Annotated in this window: 16 protein-coding genes and 1 tRNA gene; 4 read left to right on the top strand and 13 right to left on the bottom strand. The window is 68.4% G+C overall.

Features of this window, described 5'->3' with window-relative positions:
* Position 1: 1 nt before the first annotated feature.
* Positions 2–1312, bottom strand: coding sequence for a hypothetical protein (locus tag ABZ267_RS05110; protein ID WP_356749692.1), 1311 nt, complete (start codon positions 1310–1312; stop codon positions 2–4).
* A 345-nt stretch (positions 1313–1657) separates the two neighbouring features.
* A complete protein-coding gene (locus ABZ267_RS05105; RefSeq protein ID WP_003958712.1) occupies positions 1658–1792 on the bottom strand; it encodes a DLW-39 family protein in 135 nt (44 codons plus the stop codon).
* 291 nt (positions 1793–2083) lie between these two features.
* On the opposite strand from ABZ267_RS05105, the gene ABZ267_RS05100 reads away from it, so the two are divergent.
* The gene (locus tag ABZ267_RS05100; RefSeq protein WP_356749690.1) at positions 2084–2452 is read left to right on the top strand and encodes a DUF6344 domain-containing protein; all 369 of its coding nucleotides are present in this window, start codon (positions 2084–2086) and stop codon (positions 2450–2452) included.
* 532 nt (positions 2453–2984) lie between these two features.
* Here ABZ267_RS05100 and ABZ267_RS05095 read toward each other — a convergent pair.
* From ABZ267_RS05095 to ABZ267_RS05085, 3 genes are all read right to left on the bottom strand, one after another.
* Positions 2985–3155 (bottom strand): hypothetical protein, encoded by a 171-nt coding sequence (locus ABZ267_RS05095; protein WP_356749688.1) that lies wholly within the window; start codon positions 3153–3155, stop codon positions 2985–2987.
* A 5-nt stretch (positions 3156–3160) separates the two neighbouring features.
* Positions 3161–3400, bottom strand: a complete 240-nt coding sequence (locus tag ABZ267_RS05090) for a DUF2188 domain-containing protein (protein ID WP_356749686.1) — start codon at positions 3398–3400, stop codon at positions 3161–3163.
* An 826-nt stretch (positions 3401–4226) separates the two neighbouring features.
* Positions 4227–4985 (bottom strand): GntR family transcriptional regulator, encoded by a 759-nt coding sequence (locus ABZ267_RS05085; protein ID WP_356751609.1) that lies wholly within the window; start codon positions 4983–4985, stop codon positions 4227–4229.
* Positions 4986–5616: 631 nt separating this feature from the next.
* Here ABZ267_RS05085 and repSA point away from each other — a divergent pair.
* Genes repSA through ABZ267_RS05070 form a run of 3 tightly spaced genes read left to right on the top strand, consistent with a single transcriptional unit; the run spans position 5617 to position 8376 of the window.
* On the top strand, positions 5617–7047 hold the full coding sequence (repSA, locus tag ABZ267_RS05080; RefSeq protein ID WP_356751607.1) for a replication initiator protein RepSA: 1431 nt from the start codon (positions 5617–5619) through the stop codon (positions 7045–7047).
* On the top strand, positions 7040–7219 hold the full coding sequence (locus tag ABZ267_RS05075) for a helix-turn-helix domain-containing protein (RefSeq protein ID WP_356751605.1): 180 nt from the start codon (positions 7040–7042) through the stop codon (positions 7217–7219). The genes repSA and ABZ267_RS05075 overlap by 8 nt, the downstream gene beginning before the upstream one ends.
* On the top strand, positions 7219–8376 hold the full coding sequence (locus ABZ267_RS05070; RefSeq protein WP_356751603.1) for a site-specific integrase: 1158 nt from the start codon (positions 7219–7221) through the stop codon (positions 8374–8376). The genes ABZ267_RS05075 and ABZ267_RS05070 overlap by 1 nt, the downstream gene beginning before the upstream one ends.
* A gap of 55 nt (positions 8377–8431) precedes the next feature.
* Here the strand turns inward: ABZ267_RS05070 and ABZ267_RS05065 are convergent.
* From ABZ267_RS05065 to dnaN, 8 genes are all read right to left on the bottom strand, one after another.
* Positions 8432–8508: transfer RNA gene (locus tag ABZ267_RS05065), tRNA-Ile, on the bottom strand.
* 71 nt (positions 8509–8579) lie between these two features.
* Positions 8580–9182 carry a DUF3566 domain-containing protein gene (locus ABZ267_RS05060; RefSeq protein ID WP_356751601.1) on the bottom strand — a complete coding sequence of 201 codons (603 nt, stop codon included), beginning with the start codon at positions 9180–9182 and terminating at the stop codon, positions 8580–8582.
* Positions 9183–9276: 94 nt separating this feature from the next.
* The gene (gene gyrA / locus ABZ267_RS05055; protein ID WP_356751599.1) at positions 9277–11916 is read right to left on the bottom strand and encodes a DNA gyrase subunit A; all 2640 of its coding nucleotides are present in this window, start codon (positions 11914–11916) and stop codon (positions 9277–9279) included.
* A gap of 47 nt (positions 11917–11963) precedes the next feature.
* Positions 11964–14033, bottom strand: coding sequence for a DNA topoisomerase (ATP-hydrolyzing) subunit B (gyrB, locus tag ABZ267_RS05050; protein WP_356751597.1), 2070 nt, complete (start codon positions 14031–14033; stop codon positions 11964–11966).
* Positions 14034–14443: 410 nt separating this feature from the next.
* Positions 14444–15103, bottom strand: a complete 660-nt coding sequence (locus tag ABZ267_RS05045; protein ID WP_356751595.1) for a DciA family protein — start codon at positions 15101–15103, stop codon at positions 14444–14446.
* Positions 15100–16230, bottom strand: coding sequence for a DNA replication/repair protein RecF (gene recF / locus ABZ267_RS05040; RefSeq protein WP_356751593.1), 1131 nt, complete (start codon positions 16228–16230; stop codon positions 15100–15102). Before recF ends, ABZ267_RS05045 begins: the two co-directional genes overlap by 4 nt.
* A 67-nt stretch (positions 16231–16297) precedes the next feature.
* Entirely contained in the window at positions 16298–17182 is an 885-nt protein-coding gene (gene gnd, locus ABZ267_RS05035; protein ID WP_356751591.1) for a phosphogluconate dehydrogenase (NAD(+)-dependent, decarboxylating), read from the bottom strand.
* A gap of 141 nt (positions 17183–17323) precedes the next feature.
* A complete protein-coding gene (gene dnaN, locus ABZ267_RS05030; protein ID WP_356751589.1) occupies positions 17324–18454 on the bottom strand; it encodes a DNA polymerase III subunit beta in 1131 nt (376 codons plus the stop codon).
* Positions 18455–19098 lie beyond the last annotated feature (644 nt).

Raw genomic sequence — 19098 nt, 5'->3', positions numbered from 1 at the left:
GCTACCAGCCCTGCTGCGGCGGCCCACCGAACGGCGACTGCTGCTGTACGGGACCACCTGCGGCGGCCGCGCGGCGGCGAGCCAGCAGCGTCCAGGCGCCGAGGCCGAGCACCAGCACGGCGCCCGTCCCGAGCGCTCCCGCCGCGACGACCTGCATCGTCGCGCTCTTCGCGGCCTTCGGAGCGCTGTCGCCGCTCTGGGCCAGCTCCTTGTCCTTCTCCGTCACGGCGAAGATGCCGGGGTCACCCCCGTACGGCGACGGGCCGGCCTCGTTCTTCACCTGGACCGACATCGTCAGCGCGATCGGGTTCTTGCCGTAGCTCTCGGCGACCTTCGGGCTGAGCGTCACCGACAGGTAGTACCAGCCGGCGAAGCGCAGCGTGCTGACCTGCGTGCTGTAGTCGTACCGGTTGCGGTACGCCACCGGCGGCAGCGGCTTCAGCGCCGTGCTCGCGGACTTGCCGGAATACGAGAGGGAGGTGTCGGTGATGTGTCCCTGGGCCGGGTTGTCCAGCGACAGGGTGAGCGCGTTGCCGATGAACTCCGTCGATTCGACGGTGGTGTTGCTGAGCACGGCGGAAACGTAGAGCTGCTGCCCCCAGTCCACCGGCACCCGGTAGAAGCGGGTCTGGCCGGGCGCGATCTCGTCGATCCACTCACCGGTCTTCAGGCTGGTGGCGTCGTAGTAACTGCTGCCGCCCGTACGCTTCTGCGCCTCGACGTCCAGCGGTGCGGGCGTGGCGGAGGGCCAGTCCTTCGGCGCGGTGGTCTCCGTCGGGCCACCGCTCCTCAGCGCGGGCTCCTCGACGAAGCGGAGCTCCAGATTCCAGGCCTCGGGGCTGGAGGTGGGCTTGCTCTCGCGCTCGACCAGGACGTCGTACGTCCCGGCCTCCTTGCAGGTGGTGCTCGACCCCTTGCCGATGGTCCGGTGCGCGTACGCGGCGATCGGCCGCGGTGTCTCGCCCGAGCCGAAGGTGGTCTGATTCGAGCTGCACCGCGAGTCGTTGAGGTCCCGGATGCTGACGGTGATGCCGTCGCCGTACGCCACCGAGCCCTCGCTCCTGGGGACCGCGACCGCCGAGACATAGGCGTCGGTGGCGCTGTCGAGCTTCACCCGGTAATAGAGCTTCTCGCCCGGCGAGATGGAGCTGCGGTACACGGTGCCCGGCTGCAGGACCGAGGCTTCGGCGTTGCGCTCCGCGCCTTGTACGTTCTTCGCGTCGGGATCGAAGTCGTACGCCGGCGGGCCGTCCGCGTACGCCTGTCCGGGCAGCGCCGCCACGGCGCACATCGCGGCGAATGCCGCCAGCATCGCCCGCCCCCTGTTGCGCTGCCTCTTCACGCGCTCCCTCTCGTCGTCGCCACGGCCGCAATGCCGGTCCATCCTGCCCCGGCCGCACCACTGCTGTCTCCGGCCGGAGCCGGATTGCCCTGCTCGTCCCGGTATCGGCTGCATGTACCGCCCTTCAGGAGACCGCTCAGCGCATTTGCTCCAGCAAGCTACTAATTTGCTCAGGTGAACTCAAGACAGATGCCGTTACGGTCCCGCAACAGCGCACCCACGCGCACGAACACCCCACGGCCGCCCCGACCCGCCCCCGGACAGCACGAAGCCCCGGCCGCTCAGCGACCGGGGCCCGTAACAGACTGTGCCGTCTCACACACCCGAACCTGCGGGCACGGAGTCGGTCGCCTCCGTCCACAGGTCCTGCTCGGCGCGATCCGCCTGGATCTGGCGGTACACGAGGAGCCCGCCGATGGCAGCCAGTGCGACCAGGAGAAGCTTCTTCACCGCGCGACCTCGTCTTTCCTTGGAATAGGGGCCTTCTGTCGCCGACTATACACACCGGCCGATACCGATCGGTGACCTGCCTGGAACCCAAATGCGGCCCGCCCCCGGCACCCCGACAGGGCCCGCGCCGACCCTCGTAACGCGTTCCGGACGGCCCGTCAGCCCCGGTTGCACCATACGAGTGGTGTTAATCCGAAGATCGGCGCAGAGCGGGCGTCGCTCCCTGAAAACGCGGCCCGGATCCACATGATCGGAGAAGTCAGCAACCGGACCACCCGAAAGCGAGGGGCCATGAGCACCTTCCAGCCCAAGAGCATCTGGACCGCCTTCATCACCGCCTTCTTCGCCCTCCTGGCGTCGCTGGGCCTCGCCACCGCCGCGGCGAGCACCGCGAACGCCACGAACGCCGCCGCGCAGCCGAGCGCCACGACCCACGAGCACACGGGTGCCACCACGGCAACCCCGCTCACTCCCTCGGTGCGATGGACCCTTCCGCGTGACCGGGCCCTGCCGCCCACGATGAAGCAGCGCATCCGGGCCGAGGCCCACGGCTCCTCCCCTGCCACCCGCCACCTCGCGGCCGACCCGGCGTCCGCGACCCGCACCACCGCCGCCCACCACACAGCACCGGAGAGCGACACCCCGGCCCCGCCTCCCTGATCCCCCCGGCCCACCGCACTCCGGGGCCCCTGGTCGGTACACACCGGCCGGGGGCCTTTTCGTGTGCCCGGGACCAGGGCGCCGCCCTTCCGTACGACGGAAGACCTGCGCCCGTACGAGGAGGGGAGCCACCGACGTACAGGACGGGCCTCCGGTACGCCCGGCGCCGGGCACACCCCGTACCGCCGTCGGACGGCTCCCGCGTCCGGCCGGCTCAGCCTCCGCCACCCGCCCAACGCGAAGACCCCCAGCCACAGATGGCTGGGGGTCTTCGTTCTGTGGGGCTAACAGGATTTGAACCTGTGGCCTCATCCTTATCAGGTCGATCAAGAAAGACCGGATACGCGGGTTGGCTCCTGGTGACCCACACACGAAGGTCCGCCGAAGTCCTCCTGCGTCCGCCTTCGGTCGCAGTCGTTGGTGTCAGGTGCTGATGTCAGACATCAGATAGCACCTTGACAGCTCGGACTGCGTCTCACTGACTCCCAGCAGCCCCCTGCGCCTGATGAACAGCCGCAGGGGGCTCGCGCGCTCAGCTTTCGTCGCGCTCGATAAGGAAGGCAGACTCCTTACGGATGCTCAGCACCTTCAGCTTCGCACCGTTGTAGAAGTTGACGTAGTCACCCTCGACGCCGTACGACTCCGCGGTGACCTTCTGCTCACGCGCCCCCGGGACGCCCCTGTTGATCCAGAAGTGAGCCATGCCCGTCAGCCCTTCGGGGGGTACGGGTCGTTTCCGGGAGCGATGGTGCGCTTGTCCTTGATGGTCCCGTCACGTCCGTGACGGATGACTTCGCCGCCACCGTTGTTACGGGAGATCTCAGCGACACGCTTATCTGCCGCCGCCTGGGTGTCAGCCACGGTCGAGGCGCGAGACGCACCTTCGGCCTTGCCCTGCCACTTTCCGTCCTGCCGTTTCGTGACGTGATACGTCTTCGGCCTGGCCACGATTCCTCGAATCCGAGTGGGCCTCCGTCACCCCCTCTTGGGCTTCTTAGCCACCGGAGGTAGGGTCCTAAGGCGCGCCAACGCATCAGGCCCCTGGTTTGGGAAGGCACAACTCTGTGTCAACCCCGAGTAGGGGTCTGCTCGCTTTGAGCACCCCTAGTACACCACCCGCCCTCACTCTCCGCAATCATCTGCGATCACTAGATGTGGGGCCAATTCATCCACAGGGCCACTACATGTGGCCCCACAGGGTTGATCAGCGCATTCCCCAGGCTCTTCCGAGTTACCCACAAGGTGATCCACAGGCGGGCAAGGGTTGCTTTGTCATCTCTTGTACACATTTAGTCACGATGTGATCTGCGTCACACTCAACCCTGCACCACCACTTACCCCGGCTCCCATCCCGTCCGCCTTCGACCCACACACCGTGGAGCGGTCGCGGTTCAGGGCGTCAAGGTGGAGCGCGCCACTGTACGAACGACCTTGACGCCCTGGGCCGCGACTGCTCGGCTCTGCCTGGGTCGAAGGTGGTCGGGATGGGAGCCCCACGACGCTCGCCCCGCTCCGGCCGGCACTCGCGAACGGCGCCCCTCCCATCCCGGAGTCTGAGCGCCCCCGCCGGAGGCATCCTCTTGAACCCACGGGCTTGGTTCACGTCTCATGCCCAACGGGCCTATCCACTGCGGGCGCGCGTCGGCGGCGGCAGCGCCGAGCGGGCCGAAGGCAGGAGCGCGGGCGCAGCCAGAGCCGGGAAGCGCGCCCGGCGGAGCGGAGCGCAGCCGGGTGCCTTGATGAAGTAGGGAAACCTCTAACGCCCGGGTCGCGCTCAGGCGTCGAAGTCGTACTCCAGGACGTAGGCGGCCGCGTCCAAGACCATCTCGTTGACCTCGACGGGGCGGCCCTCCTCCGCGAACGCGGTCCGGCAAATGATCATCACGGGCGTGCCAGCCGGAAGGCTCAACTTCGCCGACTCCTCTGGAAAAGGCATGCGCGAACGGATCTCTTCGCGGAAGTGGACCGGCTTATGGCCCAGTTCAGCCAGTCGCGCGTAGGTCCCTCCAGGACCCGTGTCCTGCTGAGTGATCGCCGAGCCTGCGACCAGAGTTGCGGGAAGGTACGAAGTTGCCAGCAACACCGGCTTGCCGTCCAAGACGAACCGCCGACTCCTGATGCATGCGTTCTCCCCCTCCCCCATGGCCAGCACCCGCGATGCGATCTCCGACGCGGGCCCCTCTGTCACCTCAACCTGATCCACCACCAGGTCTCGGCCTCCGAGGTCCGCCTCCCAGACTGAGCGCCCGGATCCCCACTGCTCCCGCGCCAGTCGCTGAATACCTCGACGCCTCAACGGCTGGAAGGAACGGACGAAGACACCTGCGCCCTTCCGTGCCTCGGTGAGGCCCTCGCTCTGGAGCACGCCCAAAGCCTGCCGGGCCGTCATTCGCGCCACGTCGTAATTCGCCATGAGGTCGTTCTCGCCAGGCAGGCGGTCCCCCGGAGCGAACTCGCCTGAACGGATCTTCGCCTTCAGTTCGTTGGCGATCCGCTGGTACTTGGGCTCGCGGCCGCTGGCTTGGGTGGCCATCAATGGGGTCCTCTCCTCTCTAGACAGCTTAGGCCCGCTAGGCACTCACGGGACAACTAGGTGCGTGAGTCGCCTCGCACCTCTTACCAGCCGATTCCGTGCCCCGCGTGAGTCGACTCGCGGTGCGCCTTCCCACTCCGCGCGGCTCAAACGGGGGAGTGGAACGACAAGACCGTTGACATCTCTATACATCTCTAGTTCTCTAGAGATGTCAAGTGAAGGGTCTGGTCATGCCGGGAGCGGCACCCCTACCGCCAAGCAGATGTGCCGCTCCCGTCCCAGTGAAGGGAAGTTCCATCATGCCTGCGACGCTCATCCCCACGCACCTTGGTGCGAAGCCCACGCTCACTGCCCATGACGAGCACGTCTGCCAGGACTGCAAGGGCACCGCCGTTGATATCGACTCGGACGGTTCGCAGACCGGTTTCGTAGGCACCCTGATCCCCTGCATCTGCACGGGAGCCGAGCACGGGACCAGCCCGGTATGTGACTGCCACATCGACGGATGGCCCTTGGACGGCGGCCTGACCGGATGGGTCGTAGCCACGTACGAGGACGACGACTGCCCCTTCTACGCCCCGTGCCCCACTCACGCCCCTGCTCGCGCGTCCGGGATCCAGGGGGTGGCCGCGTGACACGTCTGCCGATCGCCCCGGCTGCTGTCGCTGATGTGGCGGCAGTGGTCGGGGTCGCCCCGCTGACACTGGCGGACATGCTGCGGGTGGCAAACACTCCGGGCTTCGACCGCTGGCAGGAACAGGTCCGCCGTACCGGTGGGTGCTCCGACCCGATCCATCTCCAGGGTTGGACGATCACCAAGGATAAGGCGACCACCGAGACCCTCTACTCCTACTCGACCGAGGCGGAGCCAGGGGGCCGCTTACGCGTGGCCTGCGGCAACCGTCGCGCCTCGCGCTGTCCGGCCTGCGCCTGGACCTACGCGGGAGATACCTTCCACCTGATCCGTGCCGGGATCACGGGGGACGATCACAAGAAGATCCCCGCTACGGTCCGGAACCACCCCCGCGTCTTCGCAACGCTCACCGCCCCCAGCTTCGGCCCGGTCCATAACCGTCCTGATACCGGCCGCTGCCGCTGCGGTGCCCAGCACTCCGAGAACGACCCCGCCCTCGGCACAGCCCTGACCCCGGACCGCTACGACTACGCGGGGGCGGTGCTCTGGAACAACTACGCCGGTCAGCTCTGGCAGCGCTTCACCATCTACCTGCGCCGGGAGATCGCCTCTCGCGTGGGACTCTCCCAGCGGGCCCTGGCCGACGTGTGCCGGGTCTCCTTCGGCAAGGTCGCAGAGTTTCAGAAGCGCGGCGCAGTCCACTTCCACGCGGTCCTGCGCCTGGACGGCCCAGAGGGCCCCAATACCTCGCCCCCTGCCTGGGCGATCGTGCCGCTCCTGGACGACAGCATCCGCGCCGCAGCCGCACGGGTCGCGGTCACCGTCCCGCCCGCCGGCGCTTTCCCCGAACGCGAACTTCGCTGGGGCACCCAGGTCGATGTGCAGCCTATCGGCGCACTCGGCCACGAGGACCTGACCGAACAGGCCGTCGCCTCCTACGTGGCGAAGTACGCGACTAAGGCCGCCGAGACCACCGGCACCATCGACCGTCGGATCGGAGAACGCGCCGAACTCGACAAGCTCCCCGCCCTGCCCGACCACACCCGCCGCCTCATCGAGGCCTGCTGGAACCTCGACGCGGCCTACCCCGAACGCCTCCTCGCCCGCTGGTCGCACATGCTCGGCTTCCGCGGCCACTTCTCCACCAAGTCGCGCCGCTACTCCACCACCCTCGGCGCGCTGCGCAAGGTGAGGGCCGACTACCGGGCCCGTCAGGACCGCGAGGTGAACGGGCTCCCCGAGGATCTGGAGGACGCGGAGAACTCCACCCTCGTGATCGCTCACTGGACCTACGCCGGGCACGGCCACACCCCAGGGGAGTCCTGGTTGGCCTCGACCATCGCCCGCGATATCCAGACCAGCCGCGAGACGGCCCGTGAAGCACGCGCGGACCTCGAAGCCCTCGACGGAGGTGACTGGGATGTCTGACGAGCTGCTGACGGTGCCTGAGGTGATGGCCCGCCTCAAGGTTGGCCGGACCACGGTCTACGACCTGATCCGTACGCGTCGCCTGCCCTCGCTGACGATCGGCTCCAGCCGCCGTATCCCGGCTGACGGTCTGCGGACGTTCCTCGCGTCTCGTCTTGAGGAGGCTGCCTGATGGCGAAGCGTCGTCCCAATGGCGGGGGCACCGTCACGAGGCGGAAGGACGGGCGCTATCAGGGCGCCGCGTACGTGACCAACACGGACGGGCACCGGGTGCGGAAGTTCGTCTACGGCTCGACGTACGACGAGGCGGCCGAGAAGCTGGGCAAGCTCCAGGAGCAGGAGCGCAACGGGGTGCCGGTGCCGTCGCGGACCTGGTCGCTCGGTGAGTGGCTGGCCTACTGGCTTGAGCACATCGTGAGGCCGAACCGGGAGCACAACACGTACGTGAAGTACGAGTCCAAGGTGCGGCTGTACCTGGTCCCCCATCTGGGCAAGAAGCCGCTGGTTCGGCTGACCCCGGCTCAGCTCCGCTCGTTCATGGCCGAGCTGAAGCGCACGGAGGTTCCGCCGGCCGCCCGCTTCGAGGTGCTGCGGGTCCTGCGGAACGCGTTGAACCGGGCCGTTCGCGAGGAGCTGCTGACGCGGAACGTGGCTGAGCTGGTGGACATGCCGAAGGTGACGAAGAAGGAGGCGAAGCCGTGGAACGCGCGGGAGGCCATCACGTTCCTTCGGTCCGCTCGGGCCCACCGGCTGTACGCGGCCTGCGTCCTGGTGCTCGTCCTCGGCCTGCGTCGCAGTGAGGTGCTGGGGCTGCGCTGGCAGGACATCGACTTTGATCAGCGTCAGTTCACGCCGCTCAAGCAGGTGCAGCGGGTGAAGGGTGTCGGCCTGGTCCTCAAGGATCTCAAGACGGAGTCGTCGCACGCCGTGCTCCCGCTGCCGGAGTTCTGCGCCCGCGCCCTGAAGGAGCGTCGGGAGCTCCAAAACCTCGAACGGCGGATCGTGGGCGAAGGCTGGAGCCAGGAGCCGGGGCAGGACCTGATCTTCTCGTCGGAGCGTGGCGGGCTGATCGACCCCGTGGGCTTCTCCAGGAGCTTCAACGCGCTCGTGAAGCGGGCCGGGGTCCGCCGGATCACGGTGCGGCTCGCTCGGCACACCTGCGGCACCCTGCTGGCGTTCCTGAAGGTGCATCCCAAGGTCGCCCAGGCGATCCTCCGGCACAGCCAGATCAGCATGACGATGGACGTCTACACCCACGTGGTGGGCGACGGTGAGCGGGAGGCCGTGACGATGCTCGCGGAACTCCTGGAAGATCCACTGATCGGCTGATGTCAGCCGTAGATGTCAAAGGCCCCCCACCGTTCCCGGTGAGGGGCCTTCGTGCTGGTGGGGCTAACAGGATTTGAACCTGTGGCCTCATCCTTATCAGGGATGCGCTCTAACCAACTGAGCTATAGCCCCGCCGCGCTCTCGCGCTGACTTCTGAAGATTAGCGCACGTCGGGGCCAGTCCCAAAATCGATACTCGGCGCGCTACTCGTCCTCGGCCAGCGTGAGCTCGACGCCGCCCACGAAGCCCGCGGACAGGTTGTAGATGAAGGCGCCCAGCGTCGCCAGCGCGGTGGCCAGGACCACGTCGATCACGGCGATGACCGAGGTGAAGATGAGCACGCGCGGCAGCGAGAGGAACGACTGCAGGTCGAAGCCGTTGCTCTCGTTCGAGCCGGTCGCCTCGCTGATCGTGCCGCCCACCGTGGTGAAGACGCCCATCGCGTCCATCACCATCCACAGGATCGCCGCCGCCACCACCGTGCAGATGCCCAGCGCGATCGACAGCAGGAAGCTGACCTTCATCACCGACCACGGGTCGGCCTTGGCCACCCGCAGACGGGCCTTGCGGGTACGCGGAGTGGTCCGCGCCCCCGTGCGCGGCTTGCGCGTCGCCTGCGCGCCGCCCAGCGTGCCCCCGTCCTGCCCGGGGCGCTGCTGGCCGCCCTGGGTGCCACCGCCGGGCGCCTGGTACGCCTGAGGCGGGTGGTACGGCCCCGACGGCCCCGGTGCGGGCTCACGCTCGCCGGGCAGGGGCCCGGTCGCGTAACCCTCGTACTGGGGCTGAGGCCCTCGTGTGTCTGTCACAGTGCCCCCTTGGGAGTCCGTGGCAGGGCCACGGGCACCGTTCGCTCCTGCTCCGGAAGCGGCCGAACCGGCGCCCGTGGCTCCACTCACGCTCTTACTCCTCGTGCTCCCCGGTCGAAGGCTCCGTGCCCTCGACAGTGCCCTCTACCACGCTCGCGGCGTGGACCGCGGCCGTCTCGCCCTCGGCATCATCGGCCCCATCGACCTCTTCCGCCTCACGACCGGCCTCGGCATTGCGCGCGATGCCGACGACGGCATCCCGCTTGCCCAGATTGATCAGTTGGACGCCCATGGTGTCACGGCCCGTCTCCCTGACTTCATTGACTCGCGTACGAATCACACCACCGCCGAGCGTGATGGCGAGGATCTCATCCGTCTCCTCGACCACCAGCGCACCGACGAGCGAACCCCGGTCCTCGACGATCTTGGCAGCCTTGATGCCGAGGCCGCCGCGGCCCTGGACGCGGTACTCGTCGACGGGGGTGCGCTTGGCGTACCCGCCGTCGGTAGCGGTGAAGACGAACGTACCGGGCCGGACGACATTCATCGAGAGCAGTTCGTCTCCCTCGCGGAAACTCATGCCCTTGACACCCGAGGTGGCACGGCCCATCGGCCGCAGCGCGTCGTCCGTCGCGGTGAACCTGATCGACTGCGCCTTCTTGCTGATGAGCAGCAGATCGTCCTCCGCCGACACCAGCTCGGCGCCGATCAGCTCGTCGTCGCCGCCCGCCGGCATCTCGCGCAGGTTGATCGCGATGACACCGCCCGAGCGAGGCGAATCGTAATCCTTGAGCGCGGTCTTCTTCACCAGACCGCCCTTCGTCGCGAGGATCAGATACGGCACGGCCTCGTAGTCGCGGATCGCCAGGATCTGCGCGATCTTCTCGTCCGGCTGGAAGGCCAGCAGATTGGCGACGTGCTGGCCGCGCGCGTCCCGGCCGGCGTCCGGGAGCTCGTACGCCTTCGCCCGGTAGACGCGGCCCTTGTTCGTGAAGAACAGCAGCCAGTGGTGCGTCGTGGAGACGAAGAAGTGGTCGACGATGTCGTCCTCCTTCAGCTTCGTTCCGCGCACCCCCTTGCCGCCGCGCTTCTGCGAGCGGTAGTCGTCCGTCTTCGTGCGCTTCACATAGCCGCTGCGGGAGATCGTGACGACGATGTCCTCCTCGGCGATCAGGTCCTCGATGGACATGTCACCGTCGAAGGGCACCAGCTTGGAGCGCCGGTCGTCGCCGAACTTCTCGACGATCGCGGCCAGTTCCTCGCTGACGATCTGGCGCTGCCGCTCGGGCGAGGCAAGGATCGCGTTGTACTCGTTGATCTTCGCCTGGAGCTCGTCGTGCTCGGCGGTGATCTTCTGGTGCTCCAGCGCCGCCAGTCGGCGCAGCTGCATCTCCAGGATCGCGTTCGCCTGGATCTCGTCGATCTCCAGCAGGCCCATCAGGCCCTCACGCGCGATCTCCACGGTGTTGGAGCGCCGGATGAGGGCGATGACCTCGTCGATGGCGTCCAGGGCCTTCAGGAGGCCGCGCAGGATGTGCGCCCGCTCCTCGGCCTTGCGCAGCCGGAACCGCGTACGCCGGACGATGACCTCGATCTGGTGCGTCACCCAGTGGCGGATGAACGCGTCGATCGACAGCGTGCGCGGGACCCCGTCGACGAGCGCCAGCATGTTGGCGCCGAAGTTCGACTGGAGGTCGGTGTGCTTGTACAGGTTGTTCAGGACGACCTTGGCGACCGCGTCGCGCTTGAGCACGACGACCAGGCGCTGCCCCGTACGCGAGGAGGTCTCGTCGCGGACGTCCGCGATGCCGCCGACCCTGCCGTCCTTGACCAGGTCGGCGATCTTCTGCGCCAGGTTGTCCGGGTTGGTCTGGTACGGAAGCTCCGTGACGACCAGGCACTGGCGGCCCTGGATCTCCTCGACCGCGACGACCGCGCGCATCGTGATGGAGCCGCGCCCGGTGCGGTACGCCTCCTCGATGCCCTTACGGCCCACGACCAGCGCGCCGGTCGGGAAGTCGGGGCCCTTGATGCGCTCGATCAGCGCGTCCAGCAGCTCCTCGTGCGAGGCCTCGGGGTGCTCCAGGTACCACTGGGCACCGGCGGCGACCTCGCGCAGGTTGTGCGGCGGGATGTTGGTCGCCATGCCGACCGCGATGCCGGCGGAGCCGTTGACCAGCAGGTTCGGGAAGCGCGCCGGCAGGACCGTCGGCTCCTGGTTGCGGCCGTCGTAGTTGTCCTGGAAGTCGACGGTCTCCTCGTCGATGTCCCGGACCATCTCCATGGACAGCGGCATCATCTTGCACTCGGTGTACCGCATGGCGGCGGCCGGGTCGTTGCCCGGGGAACCGAAGTTGCCGTTGGAGTCCACCAGCGGCATGCGCATCGACCAGTGCTGCGCGAGGCGCACCAGGGCGTCGTAGATGGAGGAGTCGCCGTGCGGGTGGTACGTACCCATGACGTCACCGACGACGCGGGCGCACTTGTAGAACCCCTTCTCGGGGCGGTAGCCGCCGTCGTACATCGCGTACAGCACCCGGCGGTGGACGGGCTTGAGGCCGTCCCGTACGTCGGGCAGCGCACGCGAGACGATGACGGACATCGCGTAATCGAGATAGGAGCGCTGCATCTCCGTCTCGAGCCCCACGGGCTCGACACGCATGCCCACACCGGGGACGGTGACTTCCTCGGGCGTCGCGGGTTCAGGTGTCACAGGGGTGTTCTCGTCGGCCATTGCTGGTCAAAGTCCTTTCGAGCTGCGGCGTCGCTGGTACGGCCGACTCAGATGTCGAGGAAGCGGACGTCCTTGGCATTGCGCTGGATGAACGAGCGCCGTGCCTCGACGTCCTCACCCATGAGCACCGAGAACAGATCGTCGGCCTGCGCCGCGTCGTCCAGCGTGACCTGGCCGAGGACCCGGTGGTCGACGTCCATGGTCGTGACGCGCAGCTCTTCGGCGTTCATCTCGCCGAGGCCCTTGAAGCGCTGGATCGAGTCTTCCTTGATCCGCTTGCCGTTCTGCTTGCCGAGCGCCACGAGCGCGTCGCGCTCCCGGTCCGAGTACGCGTACTCGAAGTCGTCCCGGCCCCACTTGATCTTGTAGAGCGGCGGGCGCGACAGGTAGACGTTGCCCTGCTCGACCAGCGGCCGCATGAAGCGGAAGAGGAACGTCAGTAGCAGGGTGTTGATGTGCTGGCCGTCGACGTCGGCGTCCGCCATCAGAATGATCTTGTGATAGCGGAGCTTCTCGATGTCGAAGTCCTCGTGGACCCCGGTGCCGAAGGCCGAGATCAGCGCCTGGACCTCGGTGTTCTGCAGGATCTTGTCGATCCGGGCCTTCTCGACGTTCAGGATCTTGCCGCGGATGGGCAGGATCGCCTGGTACATCGGGTTGCGGCCGGACTTGGCCGAACCACCGGCGGAGTCACCCTCGACGATGAAGATCTCGCACTTGGTGGGGTCGTTCGACTGGCAATCGCTCAGCTTGCCCGGCAGCGAGGCGCTCTCCAGGAGCCCCTTGCGCCGCGTCAGGTCACGCGCCTTGCGCGCCGCCACACGGGCGGTCGAGGCGGCGATGCCCTTGCGGATGATGTCGGCGGCCTCGTTCGGGTTGCGGTCGAACCAGTCCGTCAGCTGCTCGTGGACGACCTTCTGCACGAAGGTCTTGGCCTCCGTGTTGCCCAGCTTGGTCTTCGTCTGGCCCTCGAACTGCGGCTCGCCCAGCTTCACCGAGATGATCGCGGTGAGACCCTCGCGTACATCCTCGCCGGTGAGGTTGTCGTCCTTCTCGCGCAGCAGCTTCTTCTCGCGCGCGTACCGGTTGACCAGGGAGGTCAGCGCGGCGCGAAAGCCCTCCTCGTGCGTACCGCCCTCATGCGTGTGGATCGCGTTGGCGAAGGAGTAGACCCCCTCGGTGTACTGCGTGTTCCACTGCATGGCGATCTCGGCCGAGAGGAGACGGTCCTTGTCCTCGGCCTCGATGTCGATCACCGACTGGTGGATGACGTCGCCCTTGCGGGAGTTGAGGTACTTGACGAAGTCGACGATGCCGTTCTCGTAGTGGTACGTGACCGTGCGGGTCGACTCCTCCTCGGGCACCTCGACGGCCTCGGCGCTGTCGGCGCCCGCCGTGGCCTTCGCCGACTCGCGCTCGTCGGTCAGCTTGAGGGTGAGGCCCTTGTTGAGGAACGCCATCTCCTGGAAGCGGCGCGAGAGGGTCTCGAAGCTGTACTCGGTGGTCTCGAAGATGTCCCCGTCGGCCCAGAAGGTGACCGACGTACCGGTCTCGTCCGTGGCCTCGTGCTGGGCCAGCGGGGCGGTGGGGACACCGAGCTTGTAGTCCTGGGTCCAGCGGTATCCGTCCGTCTTGACCTCGACGGCGACCCGGGTGGACAGGGCGTTGACGACGGAGACACCGACGCCGTGCAGACCGCCGGAGACGGCGTAACCGCCTCCGCCGAACTTGCCGCCCGCGTGCAGCACGGTGAGCACGACCTCGACGGCCGGCTTGCCCTCGGACGGCACGATGCCGACCGGGATGCCACGGCCGTTGTCGATCACGCGCACGCCGCCGTCGGCGAGGATCGTGACGTCGATGGAGTCCGCGTGACCCGCCATCGCCTCGTCGACCGAGTTGTCGACGACCTCCTGCACGAGGTGGTGCAGGCCGCGCTCACCGGTCGAGCCGATGTACATACCAGGCCGCTTGCGGACCGCGTCCAGCCCTTCCAGCACGGTGATCGCGCTGGCGTCGTACGAGGCCGTGGCCTCGCCCGGCTCACCGGCTGTGGACGGAATGTTCTCGTTGGGGTTGCCGGAATCGGCCACGAAGCGCCCTTTCTGGCACAGCACAGGCCGTCTTCCGGACAGGCGGGAGCGGCTGCGTCGTTCGGCTTGTATCGACGACTCCCGCCTCAGCGGCGGGATTACTCACCAGTCTACCGGTAGCACTGACATGAATGGGGGTTTGCCGGTACCTGAGTACGCATGTGCCGCCCTGAATCAGCGGTTGACGACTCCCCATATTCAGGGAGGGGCTCCAAGAGGCCCTGACGGGCATTGAGCGCTTCGGCCTGTCAACCTCCCGCTACGGTGAGGGACGCTCCGGCCGCACCTCCCGGTTTCCGCCGGTACGAACCCCGCCGAACCGGGGTCACCGGACGGCCCCGGGCCCCTTGCCCAGGCATCAGGAACACGACAATTTTCGGCCAGAAGCGCAGCTCAGAGCCGGGCAGCAGTCCGTACGGTATCCAGCCGGGCCTTCACCCGTAGGTGTCGCCGGGGCCCTTGCTGCCGGGCGCCCGCAGCGGCCCGAACCGGCGCTCCGGGCCTCCAGGACCGACCACCTTGATCATCCGTACGGTGCCCTGCCCCAGATCCGCGTTGAGCCGGGCCACCAGTTGCGGGGCCAGCAGCCGCAGCTGGGTCGCCCACGCCGTGGAGTCGCAGCTCACAGTGAGCACCCGCGCCGCCGGGTCCTCGTCGTACCGCAGCGGCACGCAGTGGTTGGCCAGATCGTCGCCCACGATCTGCGGCCACCGCCCCATCACACCGCCCACCGCCGCCGGGGTCTCCCAGCCGCGCTCGGTGATCAGCCGGTTGATGGCCGAGCCCAGCGGCTGCGGATCGCGGCCGTCCGAGCGGGCCCCGGACCGCAGTCCGCCGCCGCGCCTGGCCTGCTTCTTCTGCTGGGCCGCCGCGCCTCGCGCCTTGGCCTGCTCCTTCGCCGCGCGCAGCGCGACCCGGGCGAGGTCGACGCCGGAGACCTCGGGCTGCTTGGGGCTCCCGGCGGCCGCCGGCGTACCACCGGATCCGTCGGCACCGCGGGCCGCAGGCTCCGTACCGCTCGCAGTCCCGTCCGCGCCGGGCGCGCGCCCCGTACCGCCGGAAGCGCCCCCGGGCTCCTCGCCGCGGCCGGTCATACGCGCTCCACCTCGCCCGCCGTCACCGCGTACCGCGCGCCCGCCAGCACGGCCGGTACGTCCTCCGCCACCGCGGCCGTCACCAGCACCTGCTCGCCCGGCGCCACCAGCTCCGCCAGCCGTTCGCGGCGGCGCGCGTCCAGCTCGGCGAAGACGTCGTCCAGGACCAGAACCGGCTCGTTGCCCTCGGCGCGCAGCAGCTCGTAACTGGCCAGCCGCAGCGCCAGCGCGTAGCTCCAGGACTCGCCGTGGCTCGCGTACCCCTTCGCCGGCATGGACCGCAGGCCGAGCAGCAGGTCGTCCCGGTGCGGACCCACCAGCGTCACGCCGCGCTCGATCTCCTGCTTGCGGACCCCGGCGAGCGCCGCGATCAGCTGTTCGTACAGCTCGTCGCGGGTCCGGCCCGCCGCCACGTCCTCGCCGACCGAGCTGCGGTACTCCAGCGTCACCGGTCCGCCGCCCGGCGCCACGTCCCCGTACGCCTTGTCGGCCAGCGGCTGGAGCGTGGCGATCAGGTCGAGGCGCTGCGCGAGCAGCTCGGCGCCGACCCGGCCCAGGTGCTGGTCCCAGACGTCGAGCGTGGACAGGTCAATGGAGCGGCCGCCGTGGCGCCGGGCCATCGCGGCGGACTTCAGGAGGGTGTTGCGCTGCTTGAGGACGCGCTCGTAGTCGGAGCGGACCCCGGCCATCCGCGGCGAGCGCGCGGTGACCAGCTCGTCCAGGAACCGCCGCCGCTCCCCGGGGTCGCCCTTGACCAGCGCCAAGTCCTCCGGCGCGAACAGCACCGTCCGTACGATTCCGAGCACGTCACGCGGTCTGACCTGCGAGGACCTGTTGATACGGGCCCGGTTGGCGCGGCCGGGATTCAGCTCCAGCTCGATCAGCTGCGAGCGCTCGCCCTGTGTCACCGCCGCCCGGATCACGGCCCGCTCGGCGCCCATCCGCACCAGCGGAGCGTCCGAGGAGACGCGGTGGCTGCCGAGGGTGGCGAGATAGCCGATCGCCTCGACGAGATTGGTCTTGCCCTGTCCGTTGGGCCCCACGAACGCGGTGACGCCCGGGTCGAGAGGGACCTCGACCCGGGCGTACGAGCGGAAGTCGGCCAGCGAGAGATGGGTGACGTGCATGGTGGCCGACCTCTCCCGGTGGTGCTTCGCTGGTTGTCACACTGCCGACGCGCCGCCGGCGGTCCGATCAGTTCTCGGACTTGGACTCGACAGCGTGGCCGCCGAACTGGTTGCGCAGCGCGGCGATCATCTTCATCTGCGGCGAATCGTCCTGGCGCGAGGCGAACCGCGCGAACAGGGACGCCGTGATGGCGGGCAGCGGCACCGCGTTGTCGATCGCGGCCTCCACCGTCCAGCGGCCCTCGCCGGAGTCGGCGGCGAAGCCCCGGAGCTTCTCCAGGTGCTCGTCGTCGTCCAGGGCGTTGACCGCGAGGTCGAGCAGCCAGGAACGGATGACCGTGCCCTCCTGCCAGGAGCGGAAGACCTCGCGTACGTCGGTGACGGAGTCGACCTTCTCCAGCAGCTCCCAGCCCTCGGCGTAGGCCTGCATCATGGCGTACTCGATGCCGTTGTGGACCATCTTCGCGAAGTGGCCGGCGCCGACCTTGCCCGCGTGGACGGAGCCGAAGTCGCCCTCGGGCTTGAGCGCGTCGAAGATCGGCTGGACCTTCGCCACGTTCTCCTCGGTGCCGCCGTACATCAGGGCGTAGCCGTTCTGCAGGCCCCAGACACCGCCGGAGACGCCGCAGTCGACGAAGCCGATGTCCTTGAGGCCCAGCTCGACCCCGTGCTTCTCGTCGTCGGTCCAGCGCGAGTTCCCGCCGTCGACGACGACATCGCCGGGCGAGAGCAGTGCGGCGAGCTCGTCGATCGTGGACTGGGTCGCGGCTCCGGCCGGAACCATGACCCAGACGACCCGCGGGCCCTTCAGCTTGCCCACAAGCTCTTCGAGACTGTGGACATCGGCGACATCCGGGTTGCGGTCGTAACCGATGACGGTGTGGCCTGCGCGGCGGATGCGCTCGCGCATGTTGCCGCCCATCTTGCCGAGGCCGACGAGACCGAGCTCCATCAGAGATTCCTTAAGCGTCGTGGCGATAGCGTCGGGGCGTTCTCCGCCCAGGACCGAGCCTACGCCCGGCGGGGCCCAGCACGGCCGGGACAGCGCGGTGGGCCCGCTCCGCGCCGAACGGGCCCACCGGTGACAACTCGATCAGCCGGAGAGGCGCACCGGCATGATCAGGTACTTGTACGCGTCGTCCGCCTCGGCGTCCACGGCCGGGCGCCCGCTGAGCAGCGCGGGCTTGGTGGACGTGGTGAAGGAGAGCTGGGCGACCGGGGAGTCGATCGCGCCCAGGCCGTCCAGCAGGAACGTCGGGTTGAAGGCGATCGAGATGTCGTCGCCCTCCAGCACCGCGTCGACGCGCTCCACAGCCTGTGCGTCGTCGCTGGAACCGGCTTCCAGGATCAGCACGCCCTGCTCGAAGCTGAGCCGGACGGGGGTGTTGCGCTCGGCGACCAGGGCCACCCGCTTGACGGCCTCGACGAAGGGAGCCGTCTCGATGACCGCGACCGAGTTGAACTCGGTGGGGAAGAGCGTGCGGTACTTCGGCAGGTCGCCTTCGAGCAGCCGGGTGGTCGTCGTGCGTCCCGCGCCCTCGAAACCGATCAGACCCTCACCGGCACCGGAGCCGGAGAGCGCCAGGGTGACCGTGTCACCGCTGGTGAGCGCCTTGGCGGTGTCCAGGAGCGTCTTGGCGGGCACCAGAGCGACCGCGGAGGCCTCCGGGTCCTCCGGCTTCCAGAGGAACTCGCGGACCGCGAAGCGGTAGCGGTCGGTGGAGGCGAGGGTGACGGTGTCGCCCTCGATCTCGATGCGGACACCGGTCAGCACGGGCAGCGTGTCGTCGCGGCCCGCGGCGATGGCGACCTGGGCGGCGGCCGAGGCGAAGACCTCACCGGGGACGGTGCCGGTGGCGGTCGGCATCTGCGGCAGCGCCGGGTACTCCTCCACAGGCAGTGTGTGGAGGGTGAAGCGCGAGGAGCCGCAGACCACCGTGGCCCGTACACCGTCTGTGGAGATCTCCACCGGGCGGTTGGGCAGGGCGCGGCAGATGTCGGCGAGCAGCCGGCCGGAGACGAGCACCGTGCCGTCCTCGTCGACCTCCGCGTCCACGGAGACCTTGGCCGAGACCTCGTAGTCGAAGCTGGAGAAGGAGAGGGCTCCGTCCTCGGCCTTCAGCAGAAGGCCCGCGAGAACGGGCGCCGGCGGACGGGCCGGGAGGCTGCGGGCCACCCAGGCCACCGCCTCCGCGAGTACATCGCGCTCCACCCGGATCTTCACCGGAACCGCCTCCTGCTGTTGCTCGCTCGCCCTGCTGGCCTTCGTCGTCTGGACCGGAGCTCCCTGCCGACGGCCGGGGTGGCTCCTGGGTCCAGTCTGACGCACGGCACCGACAGTCGTTGCTGCTCGGGGTCAAGTCGAGCAGAACGCGGCGAGGCGGTCGCCGGTCGAGTTGTACACAGGCCCCACTTCGAAGCTGATTCCTGGCTAACTCTGAGTGGTAGTAGTAGTAGGCCCTGTGGAAACCGTGGATAACGTCGTTTGCGCAGGTCAGCATCGGTTTTTTGTCCACCGGTCCTGTGGGCGACACCCGTGGACAACCGGGGCTTTCTGTGGACGGGCGGAAGTTCTGCACACCCGGTGCACAGGAGGGGGTCACTTCTCCCCAGGCCTGTCCCCAGCTTTACCCGCGTTCCCCACAGCCCAATCAGGCAGCTTGGTGTGACGCCTTTCACTCCGGGCGGTGAGAGCGGGTGTTGTGTTGCCGAACAGTGGACGAAGGTGTGGAGAAGCCGGGCCGAGCTGGGGACAACACCGTCCAGCCTGTGGGCCGACGGTGGACAACCTGGAGCGCCTCCTGTGGACGAAGATTCTGTCCACAGGCTGTGGATCACGGTTGGCCACAAATCCCCAACCATGTGACC

This window comes from Streptomyces sp. NPDC006174, assembly GCF_040614075.1.
In the GTDB taxonomy this organism is placed as follows: Bacteria; Actinomycetota; Actinomycetes; order Streptomycetales; family Streptomycetaceae; genus Streptomyces.
This window is presented reverse-complemented; position numbering and strand designations above follow the sequence as displayed.

Bases quoted from the DNA above. Each gene is read 5' to 3' on its own strand.
- ABZ267_RS05100 (WP_356749690.1), top strand. From the start codon at position 2,084: ATGAGCACCTTCCAGCCCAAGAGCATCTGGACCGCCTTCATCACCGCC.
- ABZ267_RS05085 (WP_356751609.1), bottom strand. From the start codon at position 4,985: ATGGCCACCCAAGCCAGCGGCCGCGAGCCCAAGTACCAGCGGATCGCC.
- ABZ267_RS05095 (WP_356749688.1), bottom strand. From the start codon at position 3,155: ATGGCTCACTTCTGGATCAACAGGGGCGTCCCGGGGGCGCGTGAGCAG.
- ABZ267_RS05075 (WP_356751605.1), top strand. From the start codon at position 7,040: ATGTCTGACGAGCTGCTGACGGTGCCTGAGGTGATGGCCCGCCTCAAG.
- recF (WP_356751593.1), bottom strand. From the start codon at position 16,230: ATGCACGTCACCCATCTCTCGCTGGCCGACTTCCGCTCGTACGCCCGG.
- ABZ267_RS05110 (WP_356749692.1), bottom strand. From the start codon at position 1,312: ATGCTGGCGGCATTCGCCGCGATGTGCGCCGTGGCGGCGCTGCCCGGA.
- gyrA (WP_356751599.1), bottom strand. From the start codon at position 11,916: ATGGCCGACGAGAACACCCCTGTGACACCTGAACCCGCGACGCCCGAG.
- gnd (WP_356751591.1), bottom strand. From the start codon at position 17,182: ATGGAGCTCGGTCTCGTCGGCCTCGGCAAGATGGGCGGCAACATGCGC.
- ABZ267_RS05070 (WP_356751603.1), top strand. From the start codon at position 7,219: ATGGCGAAGCGTCGTCCCAATGGCGGGGGCACCGTCACGAGGCGGAAG.
- ABZ267_RS05045 (WP_356751595.1), bottom strand. From the start codon at position 15,103: ATGACCGGCCGCGGCGAGGAGCCCGGGGGCGCTTCCGGCGGTACGGGG.